Consider the following 26,605-nt stretch of genomic DNA (forward strand, 5'->3'; position numbering starts at 1 on the left):
TTATGTATCATGTATGGAATAATTAAAAAATAGAGAATATATCAACATAATATTGTTCATAAAAAAACGAACTATTTCTTGAATAAAAATTTCCAAGAAATAGTTCATTTATGGTTTGAGCTAAATTCTGTTAAAAAGGTAGCCATTATGAAATTCACTTCGTTATGAAACTTGATAAAGATAGATTTCCCATGGTGAATCCTCGTGTTCAAATCGGTTTTCAAGTTCTAAATTAATTTCATCAGCGTTATTAATCGGTACTGCTGAGAGGATATAATCTCCTCCTAAGTTCTTTAACGCTTCTGTATTAATATCAAGTTGTTGAATAGGCTCATTTCTATCCTTTGTAAACATATAATTCTCTCCATGTTCTGCTACATACATATACAATCTACCTCCCCATGTATCGAAGTAATTCTTTAGGGAAGGGCTTTTATCTAATTCATCAGCTATAACTTCTCGGAAATTATGCTTATATTCTAAAGGGAAGCTATTGTTATATGTATCCAACGTGTAAAATCCATTGTATTGTGCAATTGTTGGATGCATGCCGATGCTAACGACACGATAACTAGATGGATCCTCACCGATATATTGTTTAATTTCTGTAAATAATTCCTCAGAATAAAACTCGTTAAATGTTGGAGTTCCAACTTCACCATATTTTATATCCTCGGTTAACACAAACAAATAAAGACTTTGGGCAATTAATACGAGTATAACGAGATATTTACCTAACTTTGCATATTTCCAAATAATCACTAATGCAATCGCAAATGCAATATACCAAATAGTCGGATCTAGAAAATGTATTCTTGCAAAGTTAAATGTATTAACAATGGATATCTCATCTTTTATTAAACGCCAGCCTTCCCAATACCAGAATGCATACCAGAAGGAAAGTATTAAATTACTTAGAAATAGTGTGATTAGAAGTTTGGGTTGAACCTTCTTAAATATGGCTAAGAATAGCGCAAAAAGAATTATTGGAACAATAATATATGCTTGATGCGCTTCATCGTGGGTATGTCCATATAAGAAATTCTCCCATGCTAATTCATAACTTCGCTCAAACGAATTATATCCTAAATCAAGTTCTTCTCGATGCGATGTAAAATTAGAGTCAAAAAACATCGACGTTATTAATAAGTAGTTTTTCACAAGATACATTGATGTCATTAAGCATAGTGCTTTAAAAAAACTCCAATTCCATTCCTTTTGTCGAATATAATCAACTAACCATAAAACACCCATTAATCCGACGAAAAATACAAAACTTAAAATAAAGTTCGAAAAGAATGGAATAATCACTAAAAATACCCAAACATGTTTCGGTGCTTCGGATTTATATTTTCGAATCGTCAAAAATACATATAAAGCTAATGGAATGCCGGCAATAGATAAAGCTCCTGATGGCCAATACGGTAACATCGCAAATGCAAGTGATACACCAACGGTAATCCAAGGAGTCGTATCTTTTGCTAATACAAATCTTGTTAATAATAGATACATCCCAAAATATGCTGCTAATCGCATTATTGTTTGGCTTATCGTATAGGCGGTTATTGGTTCAAATAATACATAAAGCCAAACGACAGCATCAAATGGTGACGGTAAAGCGCTGCGAGGCAATCCATCTATTGCGTATGGTAACATCACATCTTGTAGTGTAAATATTTTTCCGCTTTCGGCTAGAACTTTATACCATACAACGTTTGAATCCATATTGTCATGTATTCGTAGATGCGTGTTTTCTCCATTTATAAAATATGGTGATAGGTACGCAAGAATAATTAATACACCAAGCCACAGCCATTTATGTTGAATAATATTGCTGAATTGTTTGTATGACATATGCGACATCCCTTTTTGTTATTCCGTAATAAAGTGGTAAGCGTAGAATCCTGTTACTATGAGATGTTGTATACATGTCTTCTCCTGAGAAGGATCCATAATATCTACCAGCTTCAGATTGGTGTAATGGAACATAATGGGTTACAGCCATAATTTCTTGTTCCTTTAAGTATTTAATAAGTTCATTTCTGTCTTCTTCTGTTTTTGTTTTAATGTAAAACATATGTGCATTATGCTTATATCCATTTGGTATGGTTGGTAAATCTAAAATTCCTTTTTCTTCTAATGGCTTTAATCCTTTTTGATACAAATACCAAGTAGCAAGACGATCTTGGTTAATGACTTCTGCTTGATCCAATTGAACAGATAAATAGGCTGCATTTAATTCACTCGTTAAATAAGAAGATCCGATATCTCGCCATGTATATTTGTCTACTTCCCCGCGAACAAATTTAGAACGGTCTGTGCCTTTTTCCTGTATGATCTCTGCACGTTCGATAAAAGCATCGTCATTTATTATAAGAGCTCCGCCTTCTCCACATGTATAATTTTTTGTTTCATGAAAACTAAATGTCCCAAGATGACCAATAGTTCCTAATGGACGTCCATTATACTGACTCTTTAATCCTTGTGCCGCATCTTCAATTACCCATAATTGATGTTCGTTTGCCAAGTTCATGATAGGAATCATATCACAAGCCACACCCCCATAGTGAACCACTACGATTGCTTTAGTTCGATGATTAATTGCTGCTTCAATAGCCTTCGGATCAATATTCATTGTCGTTGGTTCCACATCTACAAACCGAATATGTGCTCCTCGCAATGCAAATGCATTAGCGGTAGACACAAATGTATAGGATGGCATAATAACTTCGTCTCCTTCTGACACATCTGTCAAAATGGCAGACATTTCCAAAGCGGCCGTACAGGACGGAGTTAATATTGCTTTTTTTGCGTCTAACTGATTCTCCAACCATGTCGTACAATATCGACTAAAACGGCCATTCCCAGATAACTTTTGCTCTTTAATTGCTTCAGCGATTGCTTCTTCTTCTTGACCTAAATGACAAGGTATATTAAATGGTATCAACTGATCACCTCATTACTATAATTCCTAGTATAATTAATCCAAATCCAACTATTTTCTGTGTACTGATTGGTTCTCCAAAGAATATTGCCGATAGTATAAAAACAAGTACAAATGATAGACTCATAAAAGGATATGCATAACTGATATCAAATTTCGTCATGGCCGCCATCCAACTCAATGCTGCAAGAAAAGCTGCTACAAACCCAGATAAAATCCAAGGATTCCATATCATCTGCACTAAAAATAAAAATTTATCCATCAAACCAGCGGGAAGTTCTCCTTGTTTATCCATCGTCCATTTAATAATTAATTGACCATACACAGTGAAAACAATGGTTCCAATAATATATGCATATGCCATAGTTATTCCCTTTCTCCGAGCGTTCCATTTAATTTGTGATATATATCGGTAGCTGGTCCGAGACGAAATCCTAAACCAAGAAATACATTTAAGGAAGCTGGATTACTAGGGGATATGGATGTCTTCAGTTCCGAATAGCCGGTTCTCTTAAATTGTTCGTTGACACACGCTCCAGCAAATGCAGTAGCCATTCCTTTTCCTCGGTAATCTTCGTGCATAGCTAACAACAATATTTGATTATCTTTATAAGCAAAGAAGCCAGCAATTTTCCCGTTTTGTTTGTATGCTAAAATTAAATCTTGATCAATTAAATCTTGAACCCAATTTCGATATCTTTGATCTGCCATGTTATTTGGTATATTAGGATCACGATGGTATCTGCCACCTTGAAACGCTTCTTCTGCAATATTAAGAATCTCGTCTTTATCAAAGTCCTCTGTAAATGAAACCTCTTCTGCTCTTTCAGATAGGAAACGTTCCTTTTTACAAAATGGTGCAATCAAAGTATCAGCATAATAGAATCCATATTCATGTAATAGCTTTGTATCTTCAAACGATCCTACTTTTACTGTAAAATGTCCTTCTACCTGATCCGTTTCTCTTAAAGCTGCTTCACTATATTCTGTTAGTTGATATGTTTCAAATGGGAAATTACGTCGATCCCATGGCGTAGGCTCTAAGTATGTTTTTATCATCTAATCAACCCCATCTTCTTGTTTTTCTCCTATTACATTTCGAACGGTATAAATCGGTCTGTTCTTTGTTTCATTAAAAATTTTGCCTAAATACAAACCTATAATTCCAAATTGGAAAAATATTAAACCACCAATAAAGAAAATAGATACCATTACACTCGTCCACCCCTGTACATGTTCGTCTAAAAAGAAATATCTACCAAATAAATAGACTGCATACACAAAGGAGACCAACGACATCAAAAACCCAAAACTAATCGAAATTCGGAGTGGTTTATTCGATTGGGAAACAATCGCATCAGTAGCTAATGAAACTAGTTTTTTCAGGTTATAAGATGATTCTCCTTCTTTTCGTTGATCATGTTGCACTGGTATCTTCGTTTGCTTGAATCCCAACCATTTGATAAACATCGGGTAATATCTATTTTGCTCTCTCATTTTTCGATAACTGCTTGCAACTTTCGAAGAGATAATACTGTAATTAGCAATAGATGCATCACTCTCTTGCCCAGCGAAATAATCATATATTTTATAAAAAAGTTTGGAAGAAAGACGCTTGATTGATTTATCTTGACGTTTTACACGCTGTGCGAAAACCACGTCATATCCTTCCATTGCCTTTTCAAATAATAACTTGATTTCTTCTGGCCGATCTTGAAGATCACAATCCATGACCACAACCCAATCTCCTTGAGCATAGTCCAATCCTGCAGTTATCGCATGATGTTGCCCAAAATTTTTAGCTAAATCAATACCTTTAATTTTATTGTCCTGTTCATGCAATCTTGCAATTACTTCCCACGCTTGATCTGGACTTGCGTCGTTGACGAGTATTATTTCATATTGAGCTGGAATGGACAGTACCGTCTCTTTAATACGACTACATAATTCTACAAGGCAGGTTTTGCAACCATAAACAGGTACTACAACTGAAATTACTGGTTCATTTTTGTAGGAGATTCCCATTTTCTTATATACCACTCAATAGTTTGTTTCAGTCCATTCTCTAATGTTTGTTTTGGTTCCCATTGTAATTCATTTCTTAATTTACGATCGTCAATTGCATACCGTAAATCGTGTCCTCTACGATCTTCGACAAATGTAATCAAATCTTGAAACTTCTCCAATTCATACTTGGATAATAAATCAGGACGTAAATCATTTAGAATATCACAAATCTGATTTGTCATTTCAAGGTTAGTTCTTTCGTTTCTACCACCGACGTTATATGTCTCCTGAGATTTCCCAAAATGATATACCGTATCAATTGCCCGGCAATGATCTTCTACATATAACCAATCTCGAACATTTTTTCCGTCACCATAAATCGGAATTTCCTTGCCGCTTAACGCTTTTTCAATAATTGTAGGTAACAACTTCTCTTGATGCTGTCTAGGTCCATAGTTATTCGAACTTGAAGATAAAATAACATTCATACCATACGTATACCCAAAACTTTTCACCATCAGGTTTGCACCAGCCTTTGACGCACTATATGGGTTTCTAGGATCATAAGGAGTTTCTTCAGTAAACATTCCTTCTTCTCCAAGTGAACCATATACTTCGTCAGTTGATATATGATGAAAACGCCTGCCTTCTAGTTCCCCTTTTTCTTCCCAATCATTACGTGCAGCTTGTAGTAAGTTCAGCGTGCCGACAACATTCGTATCTACAAAAGAACGCGCATCTTCAATAGACCTATCCACATGTGATTCGGCTGCAAAATGAATGACTCCGTGGATATCAAAATTTTGAAATACATGCTGTACAACCTGTTCATCTGCAATATCACCTTCTACAAAATGATAGTTAGAGTTTGAATCTATTCCTTTAAGATTCTGAAGAGATCCAGCATAAGTTAATTTATCTATATTAACAATCGGAACTTCCGGATATACATCCATAAAGTAATGGATAAAATTTGATCCAATAAATCCAGCTCCACCTGTTATTAAAATTGCTGACTTATTCATTTTCAACCAGTCCTAACATTGGATGATGATCGATCGAATCCCAGTATTGCTGATGATGCTTTCTATCGGCAATTTCCATAAGATATTGACCGTAATCATTTTTTTCCATCGTTTTTCCTCTTTCATATAATGCTTCTTTGGAAATATAACCCATATAAAACGCAATTTCTTCTAAACATGCGATTTTAAATCCCTGTCGTTGTTGAGTTGTTTTTATGAATTCCGCTGCATCGAATAGTGCTTCTTGTGTGCCGGCATCCATCCATGCAAACCCTCTACCTAACAACTCGACATCTAATTGATTGCACTTTAGGTACTCTTTGTTAATATCCGTAATTTCTAATTCTCCTCTGTCAGAGGGCTCTAAATTCTTCGCAATATTAACTGCTCGATAATCATACATATATAAACCTGTTACAGCAAAATCAGATTTGGGATCTTCAGGCTTTTCTTCAATAGAAATTGCTTTTTGATTATGGTCAAATTCAACAACGCCAAATCGCTCCGGATCTTTGACACGGTAACCAAACACCGTTGCATGCTGATGATCTTTAATTGCTTTTCTTAATAACGTAGTAAACCCTTGACCATAAAATATATTATCGGCAAGCATCAAAGTGACATCCTCTGTGCCAATAAAATCTTCAGCAATAATAAGTGCTTCTGGAATTCCTTTTGGTTCTTCCTGCACTCGATAAGTAATACTAATTCCTAATTGCGATCCATCACCAAGTAGCCTTTCAAATCGAGAAATATCCTCTGGCGTACTGATAATCATAATTTCTTTTAAACCACCTAGCATTAATACTGATAGTGGATAATAAATCATCGGCTTGTCATAAACCGGAAGTAAGTGCTTATTTAAGCTATCCGTACTTGGAGACAGTCGTGTTCCGCTTCCACCTGCGAGTAAAATCCCCTTCATTAGTAACACACCTTCCTAATCTTATTAGCGTTTAAAGCCTGTTTTATTGCTATCTTGAAATAAAATTTCCTGTTCATTTGTTCATTCCCTTTAAATATAGTTTTATAAACTTACATTCTTATTTCAAATATATTTCATCTTGATTATTTCGTTTTAACATTTTGGCTTTATACAATAATAAAATCATAGACATATCCACGGTTTTTATACTTGAATATAACAAAAAAGCATGAAGGTAGTCATCTACCTTCATGCTATCTATGACAATTATTCTCCTGTTTTAGCAAACACTTTTATGCGGTCGCCAATTTTATCACGAACCTGCTGAAATACAGTCCACTTTTCTTCTTCAGTACCTTGTGCTTTTGCAGGATCCTCAAATCCCCAATGGTCTCTTTTTACATGTGGAGGAGTCATTGGACATTTATCCTTCGCATCCCCACATAAAGTAACAACAAAGTCTGCTTTATTTAAGATATCCTTATCAATTTGATCTGAAGTTTGATTTGTAATATCGATATCTACTTCTCTCATTGCTTTTATGGCATTTGGATTAAGTCCATGTGCTTCAATTCCTGCACTATACACATCCCATTCTTCACCTAGGATTTTCTTTCCCCATCCTTCTGCCATTTGACTGCGACATGAATTTCCAGTACATAAGAAATATATAATTTTTTTAGACATATTAAAAACTCCTTTAATTTATAATCATTAACCACATAAACAATCCTGCAAGAGTCATAAATAAGACAGGTATTGTTATTACAATTCCGGTTTTAAAGTAAGTACCCCACGATATTTTAACTCCTTTTTGAGTTAGGACGTGAAGCCATAATAATGTTGCTAAAGATCCAATTGGTGTAATCTTTGGCCCTAAGTCTGCACCAACAACATTAGCATAGATTAAAGCCTCGCGTACCATCTGACTTGTAGAAGTTTCGGCAATTGCAAGAGCATCAATCATCACTGTTGGCATATTATTCATTATGGAAGATAAAAATGCAGCAATGAAGCCCATTCCCATGGTTGCTGCAAACATTCCTTGATCTGCAACAACTTGTATAATATCAGCCAAAATATCCGTTAGTCCAACATTACGCAATCCATAAACTACCACATACATACCGATGGAGAAAAAGACAATATTCCATGGAGCGCCTTTTACAACCGTCATCGTATTAACAGCCTTACTATTCTTCGCAACAATTAAAAATATAATAGCAATCACACCAGCTATAAAGGATACTGGAATACCAACAAACTCACTAACTAAATATCCGACTAATAACAAACCTAATACAAACCACGATAAGCGAAACATACGATGATCTTTAATCGCCTCATGCGGTTCTTTTAATTTGGAATAATCGTATGTTCTTGGAATTCTTTTTCGAAAATAAACGAAAAGCACAATTATACTAGATCCAAGTGCAACAATTGTTGGAACAATCATATGTGTCGCATATTCCACAAATCCAATTCCAAAGAAGTCCGCTGAAACAATATTTACTAAGTTACTTACGATTAAAGGAAGTGAAGTTGTATCTGCAATAAATCCACTTGCAATGATAAATGGGAAAACTATTTTTTCATCAAAGTCTAAGGATCGTACCATTGCTAATACAATTGGTGTTAAGATTAGTGCTGCCCCATCATTGGCAAAAAATGCGGCAACAATTGACCCAAGCACACAAACATAAATAAACATTAGAATTCCATTGCCTTTTGCAAGACGTGACATATGAAGCGCAGACCATTCGAAAAACCCAATTTCATCCAATATTAATGATATAAGAATGATTGCAATAAATGTAAGAGTTGCATTCCAAACAATTCCCGTTACATCCCAGACATCACTAATGCTGACAACACCAAAAAGTAAAGCAACAATTGCTCCCCCACATGCTGACCAGCCGATATTTAAATTCTTTGGTTGCCATATCACTAATATGAGCGTAAGTAAAAATATACTTGATGTAATAAACACTGATGACAATCTAAATACCTCCCTAACATTCCATAGGTTTTTCTTTTAACAATATACTTTTTACTTTTGTATCTTCTGGATTAATAGTATTGAGAATCTGTTGAACCAATGAATAATAAGGTGATTGATCGTTTATTGTAAAATATCTCCACTGGCCTTTTCTCGTTTCCGTAATTAAATCCATTCGTTTTAATTTACGTATGTGCTGGCTAATTGCCGGTTGAGTCATTTCAAACATTTCAACAAATTCACATACGCAATATGTTTTACTTTGTAAAAAGTATGCCATTAAAAGACGAGTAGGATCACTCATTATCCTCAGTAACTCTGTTAATTCTTGAGATTCGTATCTAGTTTGACTTTGAACCATAGTTACCGCCTCCTTGAGATATTATATAAGCATTTGCTTATATAAGTCAATGCTTATGTTTGGTGACTTTCGCGGATTTTAATGTTTTGCTGGTTTATCTTGTACGTTTAGATTTAGACCACTATAATGAGTGCCTTTTTTATTGCTCCTAAAGATTTTTGGTCACTCATCTAGCAGTTGATAGTTAAACGATTAAGACACATATAGTACCTACATTCTATATAGACACTTATATCCATCAACATAAAAAAGCCATCACCCAATCGGGAGATGACTTCAACGTACAATATTAGAATTTAAAGTGAGATAACGAAAAATGTTATCATGACTTTTTATGTAATTTCACACCAATATATTATGTATTGGTGGAGACGGAGGGAGTCGAACCCTCGTCCAAGGATATCGCCACTCAGGCTTCTACACGCGTAGTTGGTATATTATCATTCGCTCTCATGTTGGCCTACCAACAGGCTTTCATGGAGCTAGCCTGATTAGATTCATCTACAAATCCCCAGGCGGAGGATCGTAGCATAGCCCGCTTAATTTGAGACCCTTCAATCTGCCACACGGGCGATGCCAGGAAGGATCGTTTTAGGCTACTTACGCAGCTGCTAAAACAGGTTGATTAGTTTCTTTGCCAGTTATATTTAGGCATAACGTTTTACGAGCCGTAACCTCGACGTGCAACCTGAGCTCAATCTATCCCTGTCGAATCCGTAACGTCCCCGTAAAAGAGAAACGCTCGGGAATGAGCTCATTTCTGTTATTTAATTCTATAACTTATTATAACAAAGCCACGCTAAAAATCAAGTGCTGGCAACATTTAACAACATCTTAACGCATATGATCTTTAATGGCACGATCTACATCTCTTTTCATTTGCTTCTGTTTTAAATCTTCTCGCTTATCATATTTCTTCTTCCCTTTTCCAAGACCGATTAATACTTTGGCAAATCCATTTTTTAAATAAATCTTTAACGGCACTAAAGCATATCCTTGTTGTTGGGTTAAACCAATTAATTTATCGATTTCCTTACGATGTAGTAATAATTTACGAGATCGCGTTGGATCATGATTATAACGATTTCCCTGCTCGTATTCTGCTATGTGTAAATTAATTAATTGCACTTCACCTTTTCGATCTATACGCGCATGGGAATCTTTAATGTTTACCCTACCATTACGAATTGATTTGATCTCAGTTCCATGAAGAACGATACCAGCTTCGTACGTATCCTCTATGAAATAATCATGGGAAGCTTTTTTATTTTGTGCAATTACTTTTCCATTTCCTTTTGGCATAACCGTTCCTCCTACTAATATGTGTTCAAAATCAAATAAAAAGGATGTGAGTTCGACACAGATGTTATGAGATGAAGAAAAACTCTCTATATCGAAGCACCAATCATTTTATTAGTCATTTGAACAACGATAGACCTTTATTTTATCAAAAAAATAAGTGTATTCCAACTGGAACACACCCATCATGCTAATAATAATAGACTGACTGCCATAAGTGCCATACCTGAAATCACACCATACATTGACATATGTGCTTCATCATACTTTCGAGCTGCAGGTAATAATTCATCCAACGATATAAATACCATTATACCAGCAACCATTGCAAATATAATTCCAAACATCAAATCATTTAAGAAAGGCATTAAGATAAGTATTGCAACTATCGCACCTAAAGGTTCGGCTAAACCAGATAAGAATGAATATTTAAAAGCTTTTTTTCGATCACCAGTTGCATAATAAATTGGAACAGAAACGGCAATTCCTTCAGGGATATTATGAATCGCTACTGCAATCGCAATCGCTAAACCAATAGAAGGATCATGTAATGTCGATACAAAAGTTGCAATCCCCTCTGGAAAATTATGAATGGCAAGCGCGAGAGCTGTAAAAAGGCCCATTTTCATTAAATCCGGATCTCGTAAAGGTTGATGTGGCTTCTTCATATCTTCTACTTTTTTCACTTCATGAGGATTTGTATATTTAGGAATAAATCGATCAATAAATCCAATTAATAACATTCCACCGAAAAAGGCTATAACTGTAAGCCAATATCCTTGTGTATCGCCTAGATATGCAGTTAGCGCATCTTTTGCTTTAAAAAAGATATCAACCATCGATACATAAATCATTACTCCCGCAGAAAGCCCTAAAGCAAAAGATAAAAATTTCGTGTTGGTGGTCTTTGCCATGAAAGCAATCAAACTCCCAACACCTGTTGCTAATCCTGCAAATAAGGTAAGCAGGAATGCCAATAACATGTTATCCATCTATACTCCCCCACATAGTTGTTCCAACTGTTTTGAATATAATTTTTTCATTCATTATATATTGAAAAAATTAATTAGTCATTATATAGTCTTCTTCACTTATATGTCATATGCCTATTTTATGTTACTCAGATAAGCTTATCCAAAAAACTACATGAATGATTTTGATCATTCATGTAGTTTTTAGTTTATCTTTTCTTTTTATTCTTTGGCTTTGTTTTTTTAGAAGACTGCACTACCTTTTTCGGTACTCGCTGTCTCTTTTTCTTTTTTGGAGTTGCTTTACCAGAAGAAACCAATTCAAAATCAACGGTATACTCATCTGTATTCACATGGACCACTTTAACATCTACTTCATCACCGACACGATAAATGTTTGCGGTACGCTCACCAATCAGCGCTTGACTACGTTCATCGAAGTGATAATAATCATCTGTTAGATAGCTGACATGAATAAGTCCTTCTACCGTGTTCTCCAATTCAACAAACATACCAAAATTGGTAACTGAACTAATTAATCCTGTAAACTCTTCGCCAATTTTGTCTTTCATATATTCTGCTTTTTTCATTTCATCTGTATCACGTTCCGCATCAACTGCTCTTCTCTCCCGCTCTGAAGTATGTCTAGCGATTTCAGGCATGCGGGATTTCCAATGTTTCAACGTTTTACTGTCCATTTTCTTCTCAATCAAGTACGTTCGGATTAAACGATGTACAATTAAATCTGGATAACGTCTAATTGGAGAAGTGAAATGGGTATAGAAATCGGTCGCTAAACCAAAGTGTCCAATACTTTGAGGATCATATTTCGCTTGCTGCATAGAGCGTAGCATTAATTTCGATACAATCATCTCTTCTGGTTCCCCACGAATGGAATCAATAACTTTCTGTAACTCTTGAGGGTGGATATCTCCTGCTGTACCTTTCACAGAAATACCTAGGCCTGCTAAAAAGTCAAAGAATTTTTCTAATTTTCCTTCGTCAGGTTCTTCGTGAATACGATGGATAAATGGTACATCCATCCAATGGAAATGCTCTGCAATCGTTTCATTTGCAGCAAGCATAAATTCTTCAATAAGTCGTTCAGCAACAGAACGCTCTCTTATTGCGACATCAGTTGGTCTTCCCATGTCATCCACTAGAACTTGTGCTTCTTTGAAATCAAAATCAATCGCACCGCGACCAAATCGTTTTTCTCTTAAGATGGAAGCTAAATTCTCCATTTCTTCAAACATCGGAACAAGTGGTTCATACTTGTCTCGCAGTTCTTCATCTTGATCTACCAAGATTTTATTCACATCACTATATGTCATACGTTCAGTAGAATGAATAACACTTTGAAAGATTTCATGTTCAACTACCTGACCTTGATGATTAATTTCCATTTCACAACCAAGTGTTAATCGATCAACTTTTGGATTTAATGAACAAATTCCATTAGATAATCGATGAGGTATCATCGGGATAACTCGGTCAACTAAGTAGACACTTGTTCCTCTTTCAAGAGCTTCGCGATCAATAGGAGATTCCTCTTTTACATAATGACTTACATCGGCAATGTATACACCTAATTTATAATTTCCGTTAGATAATTTCTTAACGGTTACTGCGTCATCTAAGTCCTTTGCATCTGCACCATCAATCGTTACAATAGTTTCGTTACGAAGATCTCTTCTACCATTTATCTCGTCTGGATGAATCTCTTCTGGGGTCTGTTGAGCCTGTTCTAATACATCCTCTGGGAAATCAACTTGAATTCCATGTTTATGAATAATGGATAAAATATCAATACCCGGATCATTTTTATGGCCTAGAATATGGATAATTTCGCCTTCAGCACTATTTCGGCCCTCAGGATACTTGGAGATGCGGGCTATTACCTTATGCCCTTGTACAGCTCCGTGCGTATTTGCCTTAGGGATAAAGATATCACTTGGTATCCGCTTATCATCAGCGATTACGAACCCAAACGAACGATTATCTTCATACGTACCAACTACTTGAATAACAGCTCTTTCTAAGATACGTATGACTTTCCCTTCTGGTCTCGCACCATCAGAATAAGGTTTTTCTAATCGAACCAATACTTTATCGCCATTCATTGCTGACCCCATATCATTTGCATGGATATATACATCTTTTGAATTTTCATCCTCAGCAATTAAAAATGCAAATCCCTTTGCATGCATTTGTATATTTCCTTTTACCAAATTCATTTTATCCGGTAGTCCAAATCGATTTTTTCTTGTTCGAACCAATTCCCCTTCAAGTTCTAATTCATTTAACGCCTTGACAAGATCTTTAAAATCATCTGCATTTTCAAGTTGGAATGCTTCTTCTAATTCCTGTACAGATAATGGTTTTGTTCCAGATTCTTTAAAATAATTTATTATTTTCTCTTTCATACTTTCACCTTCTTTCATAATATTCTTTTCCTGTTTGTTACCAATCTAAACTTTCTAGAAATTGATAAATATCCTCATGAAGCTGATCTTTTTCTTTGTCCATCGTAATAACATGACCAGACTCTTCATACCATTTCATATCTTTTTTGGAAGCTTCTACATTTTCATAAATATAATTGGCACTGTCGGTATTAATCATCTTGTCATTCTTAGCTTGTACCACAAATGTCGGAGTATAGATCATATCGATATTTGTCTTTACTTCATTAATCGTTGTAGCTACACCCTTAAATAAGTCTTTAGATTGATCCATTAATTGATTTACTTCTTCTTCGATAACTTCTTTATCTTTTTTCTCCAGCTGTTTAAATTCTGTGGAAAATTGACGGAACCCCTTTGTCAATTCCTGTTCATTATCAAAAAACATAGGAGAACACATCGTTACAATACCTTTGATATTTTTGGAATAAGCTAATTTAAGTCCTAACACACCACCTAAAGAAAGGCCAGCAACTGCAATTTCTTCATAACCCAAATCTTGCAAGTGATTATATGCAGCTTCCACATCTGCCCACCATTGTTCAGGGTTACTTTTAATTAATTCTTCAGGAGGTTGTCCATGTCCTCTATAAATTGGTGCATGTGAAGTATACCCTTTTTTCTCCAAAAATCTACCTAGCATACGTACGTCTGCAGAATGACCGGTAAATCCATGTAGTAATAATACAGCTTTATCTCCTGCTTCAAATGTAAATGGCTCTGGTAATTTTATTTTCATTTCTCTATCTCCTTTTATCGTCTCTATTTACTTTACCCGTTCTTCAAGGATATACAACGTAAAAATAAAAAATCCTTACCACATAAGTGATAAGGAATCGCTTCTTTATTGTAAAACGTAGGCTGCTAAAAAAGCTAATACAAAGAATAGAACACCTGTTACAATAGTAGAACGATGTAATACTAAATCAATGCCTCTTGCTTTTTGCTTACCAAATAATTGTTCTGCTCCTCCGGAAACGGCTCCTGACAATCCAGCACTTTTTCCAGATTGTAATAAAACAAGTGTAATCATCACAATAACATCAATAACAAGCAATATATTTATCACAGTAATCATGTGTCCCCGACACCTCCTGTATCCGACAATACCTAACATATACTTTATCATATATTGGATTTATTTAGCAAGATGATTTTACAATATTGTTTTTAAAATAGTGATGATGTTCAAAGAATAAATTATTTTGCAATTATATTGATAGAACACTAAAATAAGTATATACAAATGAAAATAGGAGGAAATACATGGAACAATCCTATTATTTAACCATGCAAGACGGTACAAAACTATACGTTAAGCAATGGAATCCCACTATAAAACCAGTTGGAATTATCCAAATTGCACACGGGATGGCTGAACACATCTCCCGCTATCAATATTTTGCAGAATATTTTATTGATAAAGGGTTTGTTGTATTAGGCAATGATCATCGCGGTCATGGAAAAACAGGTGAAAAACATGTTCAAGGTTTTTTTGCAGACGCAGATGGAAATGCAATCGTAGTCCAAGATTTGTATGAAGTAATGCAGGTAACAATGAATCAATATCCTTCTCTTCCTTATTTTTTTGTTGGACATAGTATGGGTTCATTTTTAATGCGAAATTTTATTCAGAAATATAGTAATTGCATAGATGGATTAATATTAACCGGAACAGGTCATTATCCAAGATTAACAAGCTTCTCCGGACGAACTATCGCCTCTTTGCTCCCACCACATGAAAAATCTAATTTAATGAATTATTTAGCTTTCGGTAATAGTAATAGAAGGATCCCATCGCCAGCACATAAATATAGTTGGTTAACTAGAGATCTTGAACAAGCAGAAGCTTATGAGAATGATCCCCAATCAGGTTTTATACCAACTGCTCGATTCTTTTACGATCTACTTGATAGTATTAATACCATGCTAGACCCAAAGTTAAATCGTAATATTCGTAAGGATCTTCCGCTTTTATTATTGAGTGGGGATAAAGACCCTATTGGACAGCATGGAAAAGGTATTTGGAAAACGGCGAACTTATACAGTAAATTTGGGGTGGATAATATTACCATTAGCGTCTTTGATGACGGGCGTCATGAACTATTAAATGATATTTGTAAGCATGAAGCGTTTACATTAATAAATAGTTGGTTAAAAGCATATCTATAGGGATTCTATTAGTTGCACCATATAGGAAAAATGATTTAAACTATACAAGAATACAAAATTCTACATAACCTTGATGAAAGGATGTTCAGCATGGCAAAGAAAATCGAAGGAATTGCAGCTTCTTCTGGCATTGCAATTGCTAAGGCATACGAACTAAAAACTCCAGAACTATCATTCGAAAGAAGTAACATAGATGATCCAACTAGTGAAATTAATCGTCTTGACAAAGCTTTGGAGATTTCTAAACAAGAATTAGAAAAAATCAAAGCGCATACACTAAAAGAAATCGGCGAAGAGCACGCGGAAATATTCTCTGCTCATTTATTAGTTTTAAGTGATCCTGAATTGATAGGTCCAATGAAAGACAAAATTAATGAAGAAAAAATAAATGCTGAAGCTGCTTTAGATGAAGTAGCAACAATGTTTATTGAAATGTTTAAAGCAATGGATAATGAATACATGAGAGAACGCGCAGCCGATATACAGGATGTTACCAAGCGTGTGATGTCCCACCTATTAGGTGTAACATTCCCGGACCCTGCACTTATCGATGAGCAAGTAGTCGTTATTGCAGAAGATTTAACTCCATCTGATACTGCTCAATTGAATCGTGAATTTGTAAAAGGATTTGCAACTGATATCGGAGGTAGAACTTCTCATTCAGCAATCATGGCACGCTCTCTAGAGATACCTGCTGTGGTGGGTACAAAAAATATTACTTCATCTGTACAAAAAGATGATGTGATTATTGTAGATGGACTAGATGGCAATATCATTATTAATCCATCAGAAGAGGAAATACAAGCATATAAACAAAAACAAGCAGATTTCGCCAAAAAACAAGAAGAATGGGCAAAATTAAAAGATGAACCTAGCTTCACTAAGGATGGCGAACAGGTCGAACTTGCTGCTAATATTGGTACTCCTGAGGATGTTGAAGGAGTATTAAACAATGGTGGAGAAGGTGTAGGATTATATCGAACAGAATTTTTATATATGGGTAAGTCTGAACTTCCTTCTGAAGACGAGCAATTCGACGCATACAAAACAGTTCTAGAGAAAATGAAGGGTAAACCCGTTGTAGTCCGTACTTTAGACGTAGGTGGGGACAAGGAAATAAGCTATTTAGATCTTCCAAAAGAGCTAAATCCATTTTTAGGTTATCGTGCAATACGTTTTTGCTTAGAAAATGAACATGTATTCCGTCCACAATTACGTGCATTACTTCGTGCTAGTGCTTACGGAAACTTAAAAATTATGTTTCCAATGATCGCTACGATTGAAGAATTTCGTCAAGCTAAAGCGCTATTAATGGAAGAAAAAGATTCCTTAAAGAATGATGGAATCGAAGTTTCAGATGATATTGAGATTGGAATTATGGTAGAGATCCCTTCTACAGCTGTTATTGCTAAACAATTTGCAAAAGAAGTTGATTTCTTTAGTATTGGTACGAATGACTTGATTCAGTATACAATGGCTGCAGATCGTATGAATGAGCAAGTTTCTTATCTATATCAACCATATAACCCAGCCATTTTAAACTTAATTAATACAGTTATCGAAGCAGCACATGCTGAAGATAAGTGGGTAGGCATGTGTGGAGAAATGGCAGGAGATTCAATTGCAATTCCTTTATTAGTAGGTCTTGGATTGGACGAGTTTAGTATGAGTGCAACTTCTATACTTCCTGCACGTACCCAATTACTAAGCTTGAATAAAAAAGAATTAGTGAAAGCAAAAGAACAATTCTTAGCAATGAGCACTTCAGAAGAAGTAGTAGCATTTGTTAAGGAAATAACGGAATAAAAGATTAACACTGATAGGTTCTCATCATACAAGTGAGAACCTATTTTTCTTTTTTATATAACGACCGATCAAATTGACCATTCGACATATTTGTCATAAAATCGAAAAAGAATTGCTGATAATCCATTTGAAAAGCTATTTGATGGTGATTCGTCTCCGTAATAGTATAATATCCATCTTCATAGGAGCGTATATCGGCAATACTTTGTCCCCTCTCCTCACCTAACAATGACTGGACAATCGTAATCGGTCTACTAAAAAATTGAAACATATCTTTATTTTTTATTGCCATTAATACTAATACATCATGCATGGGACTTCCTATAATTGATGGGTCTCTTTTTTTATAAAAATCATAGTAATAATCAATCATTGGCTTTACAATAGAAATTTGTCCGACCTGATCAATATAATTTACCATTTCAGGAGTAACTATTGCTTGATTTGATACATTAAGTGGTAAAATCTTCAGGTTAGAAGCAAAGCGCATCACTAATTGTGCGGCTACTGGATCCCCGTGAAAATTAGCTTCAGCTACAGCTGTAATATTTCCAGGAACCCAAAATGCTCCCCCCATAATATAAATTCCTTTTACTTTTCCCATTAAATCTTCATATAATATAAATAATGTTGCTAAATCGGTTAGTCTGCCAATATTAGCTATGTATATATCTTCATTTTTTTCAATTATATCGATTATCTGTAAAAAGTTTTCAACAACCTCCGCATCATTTATAGGAGGAATAATCGGGCCCATACCGTACTCACCATGAATATCCGATACTTCTTTTGGTATTTCCCCCGTCATTGGACGTTGTGCCCCCAATATTAATGGTACCTGTAGATTTTTATAATTTAATAGATCTTGTATGTAACTAATTGTATTTGTGGCTTTCTCACGACTTATATTTCCATATGATGCGACTACTGCAATAACTTCTATTTCTTCATCTAATGCGGCATAAATGAGCGTAATAATATCATCAATACCTATATCACCAAATAACAATACTTTCTTTACCATAATTACCCCCTTTGTTTAGCTTATGCTTATAAGTAGCAAACTTTCATAAATTAGATATGAAGTATATAAAAAAACTACAATCAGAGTAATAACTCCAATTGTAGTTTTTGACTATATCATTGACATTATAATTATTTGTTAGCTAAGTTGTAGAATGAAGCTAATCCACCATACTCACCCATACCAGCTAATTCATCTTCAATGCGAAGTAGTTGGTTATATTTAGCTACACGGTCCGTACGAGATGGTGCACCTGTTTTGATTTGTCCAGCATTTGTTGCTACTGCAATATCTGCAATCGTAACATCTTCTGTTTCACCAGAACGGTGAGAGATAACAGCTGTATAACCAGCGCGTTTTGCCATTTCAATTGCTTCAAATGTTTCTGTTAGAGTTCCGATTTGGTTTACTTTGATTAAGATAGAGTTACCAATACCTTGATCGATACCTTTAGAAAGTTTATTCGTGTTGGTTACGAACAAGTCATCTCCAACTAATTGAACTTTATCACCAAGACGATCAGTTAGGATTTTGAAACCATCCCAATCATTTTCATCCAATCCATCTTCAATAGAGATAATTGGGTATTTAGAAATCATTTCTTCATACCAGTCAACCATTTCCTCAGATGAACGAACAACTCCCTCACCTTTTAGGTTATATTTACCATCACTGTAGATTTCAGAAGCAGCTACGTCCATTGCAAGTTTAACTTCTTCACCCGGCTTATAACCAGCAGCTTCAATTGCTTCTACGATAGTTTGTAGTGCTTCTTCATTAGAGCCTAGGTTTGGCGCAAAACCACCTTCATCACCTACTGCAGTGTTATAGCCTTTTGAAGTTAGTACTTTTTTCAACGCATGGAAAATTTCAGCACCAGTGCGCAATGCTTCTTTAAATGTTGGAGCACCAACAGGCATAATCATAAATTCTTGAATATCTACGTTGTTATCCGCATGCTCTCCACCATTTAATATGTTCATCATTGGTGTTGGAAGTGTTTTTGCATTGAACCCACCTAAATAGTTGTATAGAGGTACTTCTAAATAGTTTGCTGCTGCATGTGCTGCTGCCATGGATACTCCAAGGATTGCATTCGCACCTAGTTTACCTTTGTTTTCCGTTCCATCTAGGTCGATCATTAAAGCATCAATAATGTTTTGACGCGTAACATCAATACCAATAAGTTCAGGCGCAATTAGATCATTTACATTTTCAACTGCTTTTTGAACTCCTTTACCTAAATAACGATCTTTGTCACCATCACGAAGTTCTACTGCTTCATACTCACCAGTTGATGCACCACTTGGTACGATTGCTGAACCAAATGCTCCTGACTCTGTGAAAATTTCAACTTCAATGGTTGGGTTACCTCTTGAATCTAAGACTTCTCTAGCATAAACATCTGTAATATATGGCATATTATTCTCTCCTTATTGTTTTATTATTTTTTTATAAGACTATTGCCAGTCATTTCTTTTGGTTTTTCAACATTTAATAAATCAAGCAGTGTTGGTGATAAATCTGCTAAAATTCCACCATCACGTAACTCAATATCATCTTTGGTTACAATAACAGGTACAGGGTTAGTTGTGTGAGCTGTCATTGGTTTATCTTCCAAAGTCATAACTTCATCAGAGTTGCCGTGATCTGCAGTTATTATGGCATGACCACCTAATTCAGTAATTTTATCAATTACCTTACCTAAACATTCATCCACTGCTTCAATAGCATCAATAGTTGGTTGTAATTTCCCTGAATGTCCAACCATATCTGGATTAGCAAAATTCAAGATAATCGCATTCTGCTCCCCTTTATCTAATTCCTTTAACAGTGCATCAGTAACTTCATATACACTCATTTCAGGTTTCAGATCATAGGTTGCTACTTTGGGTGAGTCAATTAAAATCCTTTTTTCACCAGGGAATTCTTTTTCGCGTCCACCACTCATAAAGAAAGTAACGTGTGGATATTTCTCCGTTTCTGCAATACGTAATTGATTCAAATTATTTTGTGCTAGAACTTCTCCAACAGTATTATCTAGATTGACTGGTTGATACGCAACATATCCATCTACTGTTTCACTAAAGTTTGTCAGCATTACAAAGTCTAGTTTTTTTGGAGCTTTATCGCCTCGCTCAAAGTCACGAAAATCCTCATTCGCAAATGTTCTAGAGATTTGTATCGCACGATCAGGACGGAAATTATAGAAGATAATAGAATCTTCATCCTTAATCGTAGCCACTGGTTCATCATTGTCATCTGTAATTACAGAAGGAATTACAAACTCATCATAAATTTCATTTGCATAGTTATCATCTACAACTTCTTGTGCACTTTTATATGATGGACCTTCACCGTATACCATTGCGTCATAACATTTCTTTACACGGTCCCAACGTTTGTCACGATCCATGGAATAGTAACGACCAGATATAGTAGCGAATTGACCAACACCAAGTTCATCCATCACATCTTGTGTTTCTTTGATATATTTGCTCGCTGTTTTCGGACCAACATCACGTCCGTCTAAGAAAGCATGTACAAATACATTTTCTAATTCATGTTTCTTCGCTAATCGAAGTAAAGCAAATAAATGATTAATATGACTATGCACACCACCGTCAGATAATAAACCAAATAAGTGAAGCGCTTTGTCATGTTTCTTTGCATGTTCTACAGATTTAATGAACGCATCAACCTCATAGAAATCACCTTCGTCAATAGACACATTTACACGAGTAAGGCTTTGATACACAATACGACCAGCACCAATATTCAAATGACCAACTTCGGAATTCCCCATTTGCCCATCTGGTAATCCAACAGCCTTTCCAGAAGCCTCTAATTGATTATGAGCATATTGATTCCAAAAACGATCAAAATTAGGGGTGTTTGCTTGTTTGACTGCATTTCCTTTTACTTCATCACGAATAGCGAATCCATCAAGAATAATTAATGCAGCTAATTTATTCTGACTCATTTTGTACCTGCCTCCACTAGTTGTAGGAATGATTCAGGATCGAGACTTGCCCCACCAACTAATGCTCCGTCAATATCAGATTGAGCTAATAACTCATCCACATTGGCAGGTTTTACACTACCGCCATATTGAATAATTACTTTTTCAGCCACATCTGCTGACGTAACTTCAGCTACCACTTTGCGAATTTCAGTGCAAACTTCATTTGCTTGTTCACTTGTAGCTGTTTTTCCTGTACCGATTGCCCATACTGGTTCATAGGCAATAATAGTTTCAGCAACTTGTTCATTGGTAAGACCAGCAACTGCTTGCTTTACTTGTTCGCCAACAATGTTCATCGTTTCGTTTGCTTCACGTTGATCCAGTGTTTCTCCTACACAAACAATCGGAGTTAAATCATGAGCAAATGCTGCTTTCGTTTTCTTATTTACTAATTCGTTCGTTTCAGCAAATAGCTCTCTTCTTTCTGAGTGTCCAAGTACAACATGTGTTACACCTAGATCTTTCAACATCACAGGGCTAACCTCTCCAGTAAAAGCACCAGAATCTTCAAAATGCATGTTTTGCGCTGCTACTTTTACTTCTGATCCCTTCGCTTGCTCAACTAATTTTGACAGGAAAGGGAATGGAGCACACACAATTGCTTCTACGTCATTTCCTTTCGGAGCTTTTGGTACTACAGAATTCATAAATTCTCCTGCTTCAGATAGTACTTTATTCATTTTCCAGTTACCAGCTATCACTTTTTTACGCATCGAATCACCTCTGTTAGTTATTTATTATTATTTATCATTTAGAGCAGCTAGTCCAGGAAGAACTTTTCCTTCCATGAATTCTAATGATGCTCCTCCACCTGTAGATACATGATCCATTTCTTCTGCAAGGCCGAACTTTTCAACAGCTGCCGCAGAATCGCCACCACCTATTATAGAGTAGCCTTCTGTAGATGCTAATGCTTCTGCTACAGCTTTTGTACCACCTGCGAATGCATTTAATTCAAATACTCCCATTGGTCCATTCCATATAACAAGTTTTGAATCTTTCACGATACTACTATATTTTTCTCTTGTCTTCGTGCCTATATCTAACGCTTCCCAGTCAGAAGGAATTTTATCTATATCTACAATTTTGGTATTAGCCTCTTCTGAGAAATCATCGGCCACAATAGCGTCGACTGGCAATACAAAGTTAACACCTTTTTCTTTCGCTTTGTTCATAAATTCTTTAGCCAAATCAATTTTATCTTCTTCTAGAAGTGATTTTCCAATCTCATGACCTTGTGCTTTGATGAACGTGTAAGCTAGACCGCCACCAATAATCAAATTATCTACTTTATCTAACAGATTATCGATCACACTAATTTTATCTTTTACTTTCGCTCCACCAACAATTGCTGTAAACGGTCGTTCCGGATTTTCTAGAGCGTTGCCTAGTGCTTCAATTTCTTTCTCCATTAATTTACCTGCAGCTGCTGGTAATTTCTCTGCTACGCCAGTTGTAGATGCATGTGCACGATGAGCAGCACCAAAAGCATCATTGACATAAAGGTCAGCCATGTTAGCGAATGCTTCCACTAATTCAGGATCATTTTTTTCTTCTCCAGCTTCAAAGCGAACGTTCTCTATTAAAAGAACTCCACCGTTTTCTAGCTCACTGATAGCCTGATCAACTTCTTCACCATAAACTTGATCTGTTTTCAATACTTCTTTACCTAATAGATCACTAAGTCTATCAGCAACAGGGTCTAAACGTAGTTCTTCTACAACTGTTCCTTTAGGTCGTCCTAGATGACTAGCTAAAATCACTTTTGCACCTTGTGCTGTTAATTGTTCAATTGTCGGTAGTGCGGCGCGAATACGTGTATCATCTGTAATCTCACCATCTTTTAAAGGAACATTAAAGTCTACGCGTGTAAATACTCGCTTTCCTTCAACTTGTAGATCGTTAATTGTTTTTTTGTTCAAGATAATCCCTCCTAATACTGGATTATGTAATACATAATCATTCATAACCAAGCAATATTATACCACGTAGCAGTCAATATAAAACAATACTGATTAAAACGGAAAATGGAGGAGGAAACCATTCCCTCCTCCAATATCCTTTCGTCCGGAGGAAACAATATGTTTCTTCGAACGAATAATTCTATTAAAGTCCTTTATTGTTCATAAAGATTGCTAAGTCGATACAACGAGCGGAATAACCCATTTCGTTGTCATACCAAGAAACAACTTTAACCATGTTATCTTCCATTACGATTGTAGACAATGCATCGAAGATAGAAGAATGGTTGTTACCTACGATATCAGAAGATACAAGTGGTTCTTCTGAATACTCTAAGATACCTTTTAATGGGCCTTCAGCTGCTTCTTTCATTGCATTATTAACGTCCTCGATAGTAACGTTTTTATCTAATTCAGCAACTAAGTCTGTTAATGAACCATCTGGAGTTGGAACACGTACTGCATTACCATTTAATTTACCGTTAAGTTCAGGTAATACAAGTCCAACTGCTTTTGCAGCTCCTGTTGAAGTAGGAATGATATTTTCTGCTGCTGCACGAGCACGGCGATAATCTTTGTGTGGTAAGTCTAAGATTTGCTGATCGTTTGTATAAGAGTGGATAGTAGTCATTAAACCACGCTTAATACCAAAGTTATCATTTAATACTTTTGCAAATGGTGCTAAACAGTTTGTCGTACAAGAAGCATTAGAGATTACATTGTGCTCACTTGGATCATATTGATCATCATTAACACCCATAACAATTGTTAAATCTTCACCTTTTGCTGGTGCAGAGATGATTACTTTTTTAGCTCCTGCTTGAATATGCTTCTCAGCATCTTCTTTGTTTGTGAATCGACCAGTAGATTCAATTACAATATCAACACCAAGATCTCCCCATCCAAGTTCAGCAGGGTCACGCTCTGATAATACTTTAATTTCTTTACCATCGATTACAAGGTTAGAACCATTTACAGTTACCTCTTCTTGTAATTTTCCGTGTACTGAATCATATTTTAATAAGTGTGCAAGCATGTTAGCATCTGTTAAATCATTAATAGCAACAACTTCCACTTCATTATTTTTTAGAGATTGACGAAATACATTACGTCCGATTCTACCAAAACCATTAATACCTATTTTTACTGCCATGTATAATTCCTCCTAGAATTTTTATTAAATTATATATAAAGAGGCTATCCTCTTAATATCTCTTCTGCTGCACCCTGATCAGTGATCAGAATATTGCTTTTCGCTTGCTTAAAATAAGAGACGATTGCTTTGGCTTTTGAACTACCGCCAGCTACTGTTATGACCTGTTTCTTGTCATCAATATCTTGGAGTTGTATTCCTACTGTTTTAACTTTATAGATTACATTTCCAAATTCGTCAAAATAATAGCCGAATGCTTCACCTACTGCGTTCTTCTTTTTCAACAACTGCATTACTTCATCAGAAGAACGGCGTCGTTCAGCCATCTTCAATGCATCTCCAACTCCATGAAGAACAATATTTGAAGACTTTATAACTTCTAAAGCTTCTACTATATGGGGCTCTTTCATGATTGTTTCATACGTTGAATCACTGATTGGATCAGGCACATATAACATGCGATAATCCCCATCTGTTTTACGAGCCATCTCGGATACAATCCTCGAAGCTTGATTCTCCACTTTTTCTCCTATACCTCCACGAGCTGGAACAAAAAGTACCTGCTTATCTTTGGTTAGAGGAGTCATCGCATCTGCTACAGCAGCGATTGTACTGCCTCCAGTTACAGCAATCGTATTAGTAGAAGTAAGTTTTTTACGTAGATACGATACTGTAGCTTTACCCATTTCTGTTTTAATGGAAGTACGTTGATCACTATCACCAGGAACCACAATAACGGAATCTACTGATAATATTTCCTTTATTCTTTTTTCTAAAACATGGAGTCCACTTATTTCACCGATCATTGCTGCTAGTTGCTCCAATACTACTTTGCCCTCTTTGGTAATAAACATTCCTTTTGTTGTAATTTCTACCAAACCTTGGGCATGTAAAAGATCTATTTCACTACGTACATGTCTTTCTGTTAAATTCGTATTCTCTGCTAAACTACGCCTACCTATAGGCTGTAATGACTCTACACTTTTGAGCAATGAATAACGTTCCTTCATAACATGTACCAGCTCTGGAACAAGCTTTTTCTGTAAGTCAATGATGGAATCCATCTGCTAGCACTCCCTTCACCGGGTCTAAATACGTCCCGTATGGTTACATTATGTCCCGATGACAATTTCATTATATCACAATCTATTTTGAATTCAATCGAAAAGCTTTGTTTATTATTTCCTAAAAACATATAACTTAAAATACCTTTATTAGAAAAGCTATTTCCCTCATATAATCCGTGAACTATAATGTAAACATTCATTATATATGGGAGAGTCTTTCTTCCACTATTAGATGTTCGTATTAGGTAAAGACCTTTCACCAGCTCCACCGAATATTATTGAAATGATCGTTATAACCAATTATGCGAACAAAAAAACTCTTACCTAAATAGCAAGTACATTTCGTCTTGCCGTTTAAATAAGAGCTTATGTATTGAATGTTTTTATTTGAATCGTACGTA

24 protein-coding genes and 1 other RNA gene are annotated in these 26,605 nt (G+C 35.6%); 2 read left to right on the forward strand and 23 right to left on the reverse strand.

Annotation, left to right across the window (positions count from 1 at the left end; translation table 11 throughout):
* Positions 1 to 162: 162 nt before the first annotated feature.
* The 16 genes from OB_RS12405 to secG all read right to left on the reverse strand — a co-directional run bounded on the left by OB_RS12405 (position 163) and on the right by secG (position 15,074).
* Positions 163 to 1,854 carry a DUF6044 family protein gene (locus OB_RS12405; protein WP_011066806.1) on the reverse strand — a complete coding sequence of 564 codons (1,692 nt, stop codon included), beginning with the start codon at positions 1,852 to 1,854 and terminating at the stop codon, positions 163 to 165.
* A complete protein-coding gene (gene rffA, locus OB_RS12410; protein WP_011066807.1) occupies positions 1,817 to 2,947 on the reverse strand; it encodes a dTDP-4-amino-4,6-dideoxygalactose transaminase in 1,131 nt (376 codons plus the stop codon). The genes OB_RS12405 and rffA overlap by 38 nt, the downstream gene beginning before the upstream one ends.
* Positions 2,948 to 2,951: 4 nt before the next feature.
* The gene (locus OB_RS12415; RefSeq protein WP_011066808.1) at positions 2,952 to 3,308 is read right to left on the reverse strand and encodes an EamA family transporter; all 357 of its coding nucleotides are present in this window, start codon (positions 3,306 to 3,308) and stop codon (positions 2,952 to 2,954) included.
* Positions 3,309 to 3,310: 2 nt separating this feature from the next.
* Positions 3,311 to 4,003, reverse strand: a complete 693-nt coding sequence (locus OB_RS12420; RefSeq protein WP_011066809.1) for a GNAT family N-acetyltransferase — start codon at positions 4,001 to 4,003, stop codon at positions 3,311 to 3,313.
* A complete protein-coding gene (locus tag OB_RS12425; protein WP_231846947.1) occupies positions 4,004 to 4,984 on the reverse strand; it encodes a glycosyltransferase family 2 protein in 981 nt (326 codons plus the stop codon).
* Complete coding sequence (gene rfbB, locus OB_RS12430; RefSeq protein ID WP_011066811.1) at positions 4,939 to 5,976, reverse strand: dTDP-glucose 4,6-dehydratase; 1,038 nt, start codon at positions 5,974 to 5,976, stop codon at positions 4,939 to 4,941. The genes OB_RS12425 and rfbB overlap by 46 nt, the downstream gene beginning before the upstream one ends.
* Entirely contained in the window at positions 5,969 to 6,901 is a 933-nt protein-coding gene (rfbA, locus tag OB_RS12435; protein WP_011066812.1) for a glucose-1-phosphate thymidylyltransferase RfbA, read from the reverse strand. Before rfbA ends, rfbB begins: the two co-directional genes overlap by 8 nt.
* A gap of 267 nt (positions 6,902 to 7,168) precedes the next feature.
* The gene (gene arsC, locus OB_RS12440) at positions 7,169 to 7,588 is read right to left on the reverse strand and encodes an arsenate reductase (thioredoxin) (protein ID WP_011066814.1); all 420 of its coding nucleotides are present in this window, start codon (positions 7,586 to 7,588) and stop codon (positions 7,169 to 7,171) included.
* Between the two features lie 13 nt (positions 7,589 to 7,601).
* Entirely contained in the window at positions 7,602 to 8,900 is a 1,299-nt protein-coding gene (locus OB_RS12445) for an arsenic transporter (protein WP_011066815.1), read from the reverse strand.
* Between the two features lie 13 nt (positions 8,901 to 8,913).
* Entirely contained in the window at positions 8,914 to 9,261 is a 348-nt protein-coding gene (locus tag OB_RS12450; protein ID WP_011066816.1) for an ArsR/SmtB family transcription factor, read from the reverse strand.
* 363 nt (positions 9,262 to 9,624) lie between these two features.
* Positions 9,625 to 9,988, reverse strand: a transfer-messenger RNA (tmRNA) gene (gene ssrA, locus OB_RS17955).
* A 107-nt stretch (positions 9,989 to 10,095) separates the two neighbouring features.
* A complete protein-coding gene (gene smpB / locus OB_RS12455) occupies positions 10,096 to 10,563 on the reverse strand; it encodes an SsrA-binding protein SmpB (protein WP_011066817.1) in 468 nt (155 codons plus the stop codon).
* A gap of 182 nt (positions 10,564 to 10,745) precedes the next feature.
* A complete protein-coding gene (gene zupT / locus OB_RS12460; protein ID WP_011066818.1) occupies positions 10,746 to 11,552 on the reverse strand; it encodes a zinc transporter ZupT in 807 nt (268 codons plus the stop codon).
* A 188-nt stretch (positions 11,553 to 11,740) separates the two neighbouring features.
* A complete protein-coding gene (gene rnr / locus OB_RS12465; RefSeq protein ID WP_173338118.1) occupies positions 11,741 to 13,957 on the reverse strand; it encodes a ribonuclease R in 2,217 nt (738 codons plus the stop codon).
* A 37-nt stretch (positions 13,958 to 13,994) separates the two neighbouring features.
* Complete coding sequence (locus tag OB_RS12470) at positions 13,995 to 14,735, reverse strand: alpha/beta hydrolase (protein ID WP_011066820.1); 741 nt, start codon at positions 14,733 to 14,735, stop codon at positions 13,995 to 13,997.
* 105 nt (positions 14,736 to 14,840) lie between these two features.
* Positions 14,841 to 15,074: a preprotein translocase subunit SecG gene (secG, locus tag OB_RS12475; RefSeq protein WP_011066821.1), complete on the reverse strand. Its 234-nt coding sequence runs from the start codon at positions 15,072 to 15,074 to the stop codon at positions 14,841 to 14,843.
* 188 nt (positions 15,075 to 15,262) lie between these two features.
* Between secG and OB_RS12480 the strand changes: the two genes are divergently transcribed.
* Both OB_RS12480 and ptsP read left to right on the forward strand, forming a co-directional pair.
* Positions 15,263 to 16,168, forward strand: a complete 906-nt coding sequence (locus OB_RS12480) for an alpha/beta fold hydrolase (RefSeq protein WP_011066822.1) — start codon at positions 15,263 to 15,265, stop codon at positions 16,166 to 16,168.
* 90 nt (positions 16,169 to 16,258) lie between these two features.
* On the forward strand, positions 16,259 to 17,974 hold the full coding sequence (ptsP, locus tag OB_RS12485; protein ID WP_011066823.1) for a phosphoenolpyruvate--protein phosphotransferase: 1,716 nt from the start codon (positions 16,259 to 16,261) through the stop codon (positions 17,972 to 17,974).
* A gap of 40 nt (positions 17,975 to 18,014) precedes the next feature.
* Here the strand turns inward: ptsP and OB_RS12490 are convergent, their stop codons facing one another.
* The 7 genes from OB_RS12490 to OB_RS12520 all read right to left on the reverse strand — a co-directional run bounded on the left by OB_RS12490 (position 18,015) and on the right by OB_RS12520 (position 26,201).
* The gene (locus OB_RS12490) at positions 18,015 to 18,998 is read right to left on the reverse strand and encodes a nucleoside hydrolase (protein ID WP_011066824.1); all 984 of its coding nucleotides are present in this window, start codon (positions 18,996 to 18,998) and stop codon (positions 18,015 to 18,017) included.
* Positions 18,999 to 19,129: 131 nt separating this feature from the next.
* Positions 19,130 to 20,419, reverse strand: a complete 1,290-nt coding sequence (eno, locus tag OB_RS12495) for a phosphopyruvate hydratase (protein WP_011066825.1) — start codon at positions 20,417 to 20,419, stop codon at positions 19,130 to 19,132.
* Positions 20,420 to 20,442: 23 nt separating this feature from the next.
* Positions 20,443 to 21,981, reverse strand: a complete 1,539-nt coding sequence (gpmI, locus tag OB_RS12500; RefSeq protein WP_011066826.1) for a 2,3-bisphosphoglycerate-independent phosphoglycerate mutase — start codon at positions 21,979 to 21,981, stop codon at positions 20,443 to 20,445.
* Positions 21,978 to 22,736 carry a triose-phosphate isomerase gene (gene tpiA, locus OB_RS12505; protein ID WP_011066827.1) on the reverse strand — a complete coding sequence of 253 codons (759 nt, stop codon included), beginning with the start codon at positions 22,734 to 22,736 and terminating at the stop codon, positions 21,978 to 21,980. Before tpiA ends, gpmI begins: the two co-directional genes overlap by 4 nt.
* A 27-nt stretch (positions 22,737 to 22,763) precedes the next feature.
* Positions 22,764 to 23,945: a phosphoglycerate kinase gene (locus OB_RS12510; protein WP_011066828.1), complete on the reverse strand. Its 1,182-nt coding sequence runs from the start codon at positions 23,943 to 23,945 to the stop codon at positions 22,764 to 22,766.
* A 184-nt stretch (positions 23,946 to 24,129) separates the two neighbouring features.
* Positions 24,130 to 25,137, reverse strand: a complete 1,008-nt coding sequence (gene gap / locus OB_RS12515) for a type I glyceraldehyde-3-phosphate dehydrogenase (protein WP_011066829.1) — start codon at positions 25,135 to 25,137, stop codon at positions 24,130 to 24,132.
* 44 nt (positions 25,138 to 25,181) lie between these two features.
* A complete protein-coding gene (locus tag OB_RS12520; protein ID WP_011066830.1) occupies positions 25,182 to 26,201 on the reverse strand; it encodes a sugar-binding transcriptional regulator in 1,020 nt (339 codons plus the stop codon).
* Between the last annotated feature and the right edge of the window lie 404 nt (positions 26,202 to 26,605).

Source organism: Oceanobacillus iheyensis HTE831 (assembly GCF_000011245.1).
Classification (GTDB): Bacteria; Bacillota; Bacilli; order Bacillales; family Amphibacillaceae; genus Oceanobacillus; species Oceanobacillus iheyensis.

Coding starts and splice junctions, on each gene's coding strand:
- OB_RS12405 (WP_011066806.1), bottom strand. CDS start 1,854: ATGTCATACAAACAATTCAGCAATATTATTCAACATAAATGGCTGTGG.
- OB_RS12415 (WP_011066808.1), bottom strand. CDS start 3,308: ATGGCATATGCATATATTATTGGAACCATTGTTTTCACTGTGTATGGT.
- OB_RS12420 (WP_011066809.1), bottom strand. CDS start 4,003: ATGATAAAAACATACTTAGAGCCTACGCCATGGGATCGACGTAATTTC.
- rfbB (WP_011066811.1), bottom strand. CDS start 5,976: ATGAATAAGTCAGCAATTTTAATAACAGGTGGAGCTGGATTTATTGGA.
- rfbA (WP_011066812.1), bottom strand. CDS start 6,901: ATGAAGGGGATTTTACTCGCAGGTGGAAGCGGAACACGACTGTCTCCA.
- arsC (WP_011066814.1), bottom strand. CDS start 7,588: ATGTCTAAAAAAATTATATATTTCTTATGTACTGGAAATTCATGTCGC.
- OB_RS12450 (WP_011066816.1), bottom strand. CDS start 9,261: ATGGTTCAAAGTCAAACTAGATACGAATCTCAAGAATTAACAGAGTTA.
- smpB (WP_011066817.1), bottom strand. CDS start 10,563: ATGCCAAAAGGAAATGGAAAAGTAATTGCACAAAATAAAAAAGCTTCC.
- zupT (WP_011066818.1), bottom strand. CDS start 11,552: ATGGATAACATGTTATTGGCATTCCTGCTTACCTTATTTGCAGGATTA.
- rnr (WP_173338118.1), bottom strand. CDS start 13,957: ATGAAAGAGAAAATAATAAATTATTTTAAAGAATCTGGAACAAAACCA.
- OB_RS12470 (WP_011066820.1), bottom strand. CDS start 14,735: ATGAAAATAAAATTACCAGAGCCATTTACATTTGAAGCAGGAGATAAA.
- secG (WP_011066821.1), bottom strand. CDS start 15,074: ATGATTACTGTGATAAATATATTGCTTGTTATTGATGTTATTGTGATG.
- OB_RS12480 (WP_011066822.1), top strand. CDS start 15,263: ATGGAACAATCCTATTATTTAACCATGCAAGACGGTACAAAACTATAC.
- ptsP (WP_011066823.1), top strand. CDS start 16,259: ATGGCAAAGAAAATCGAAGGAATTGCAGCTTCTTCTGGCATTGCAATT.
- OB_RS12490 (WP_011066824.1), bottom strand. CDS start 18,998: ATGGTAAAGAAAGTATTGTTATTTGGTGATATAGGTATTGATGATATT.
- eno (WP_011066825.1), bottom strand. CDS start 20,419: ATGCCATATATTACAGATGTTTATGCTAGAGAAGTCTTAGATTCAAGA.
- gpmI (WP_011066826.1), bottom strand. CDS start 21,981: ATGAGTCAGAATAAATTAGCTGCATTAATTATTCTTGATGGATTCGCT.
- tpiA (WP_011066827.1), bottom strand. CDS start 22,736: ATGCGTAAAAAAGTGATAGCTGGTAACTGGAAAATGAATAAAGTACTA.
- gap (WP_011066829.1), bottom strand. CDS start 25,137: ATGGCAGTAAAAATAGGTATTAATGGTTTTGGTAGAATCGGACGTAAT.
- OB_RS12520 (WP_011066830.1), bottom strand. CDS start 26,201: ATGGATTCCATCATTGACTTACAGAAAAAGCTTGTTCCAGAGCTGGTA.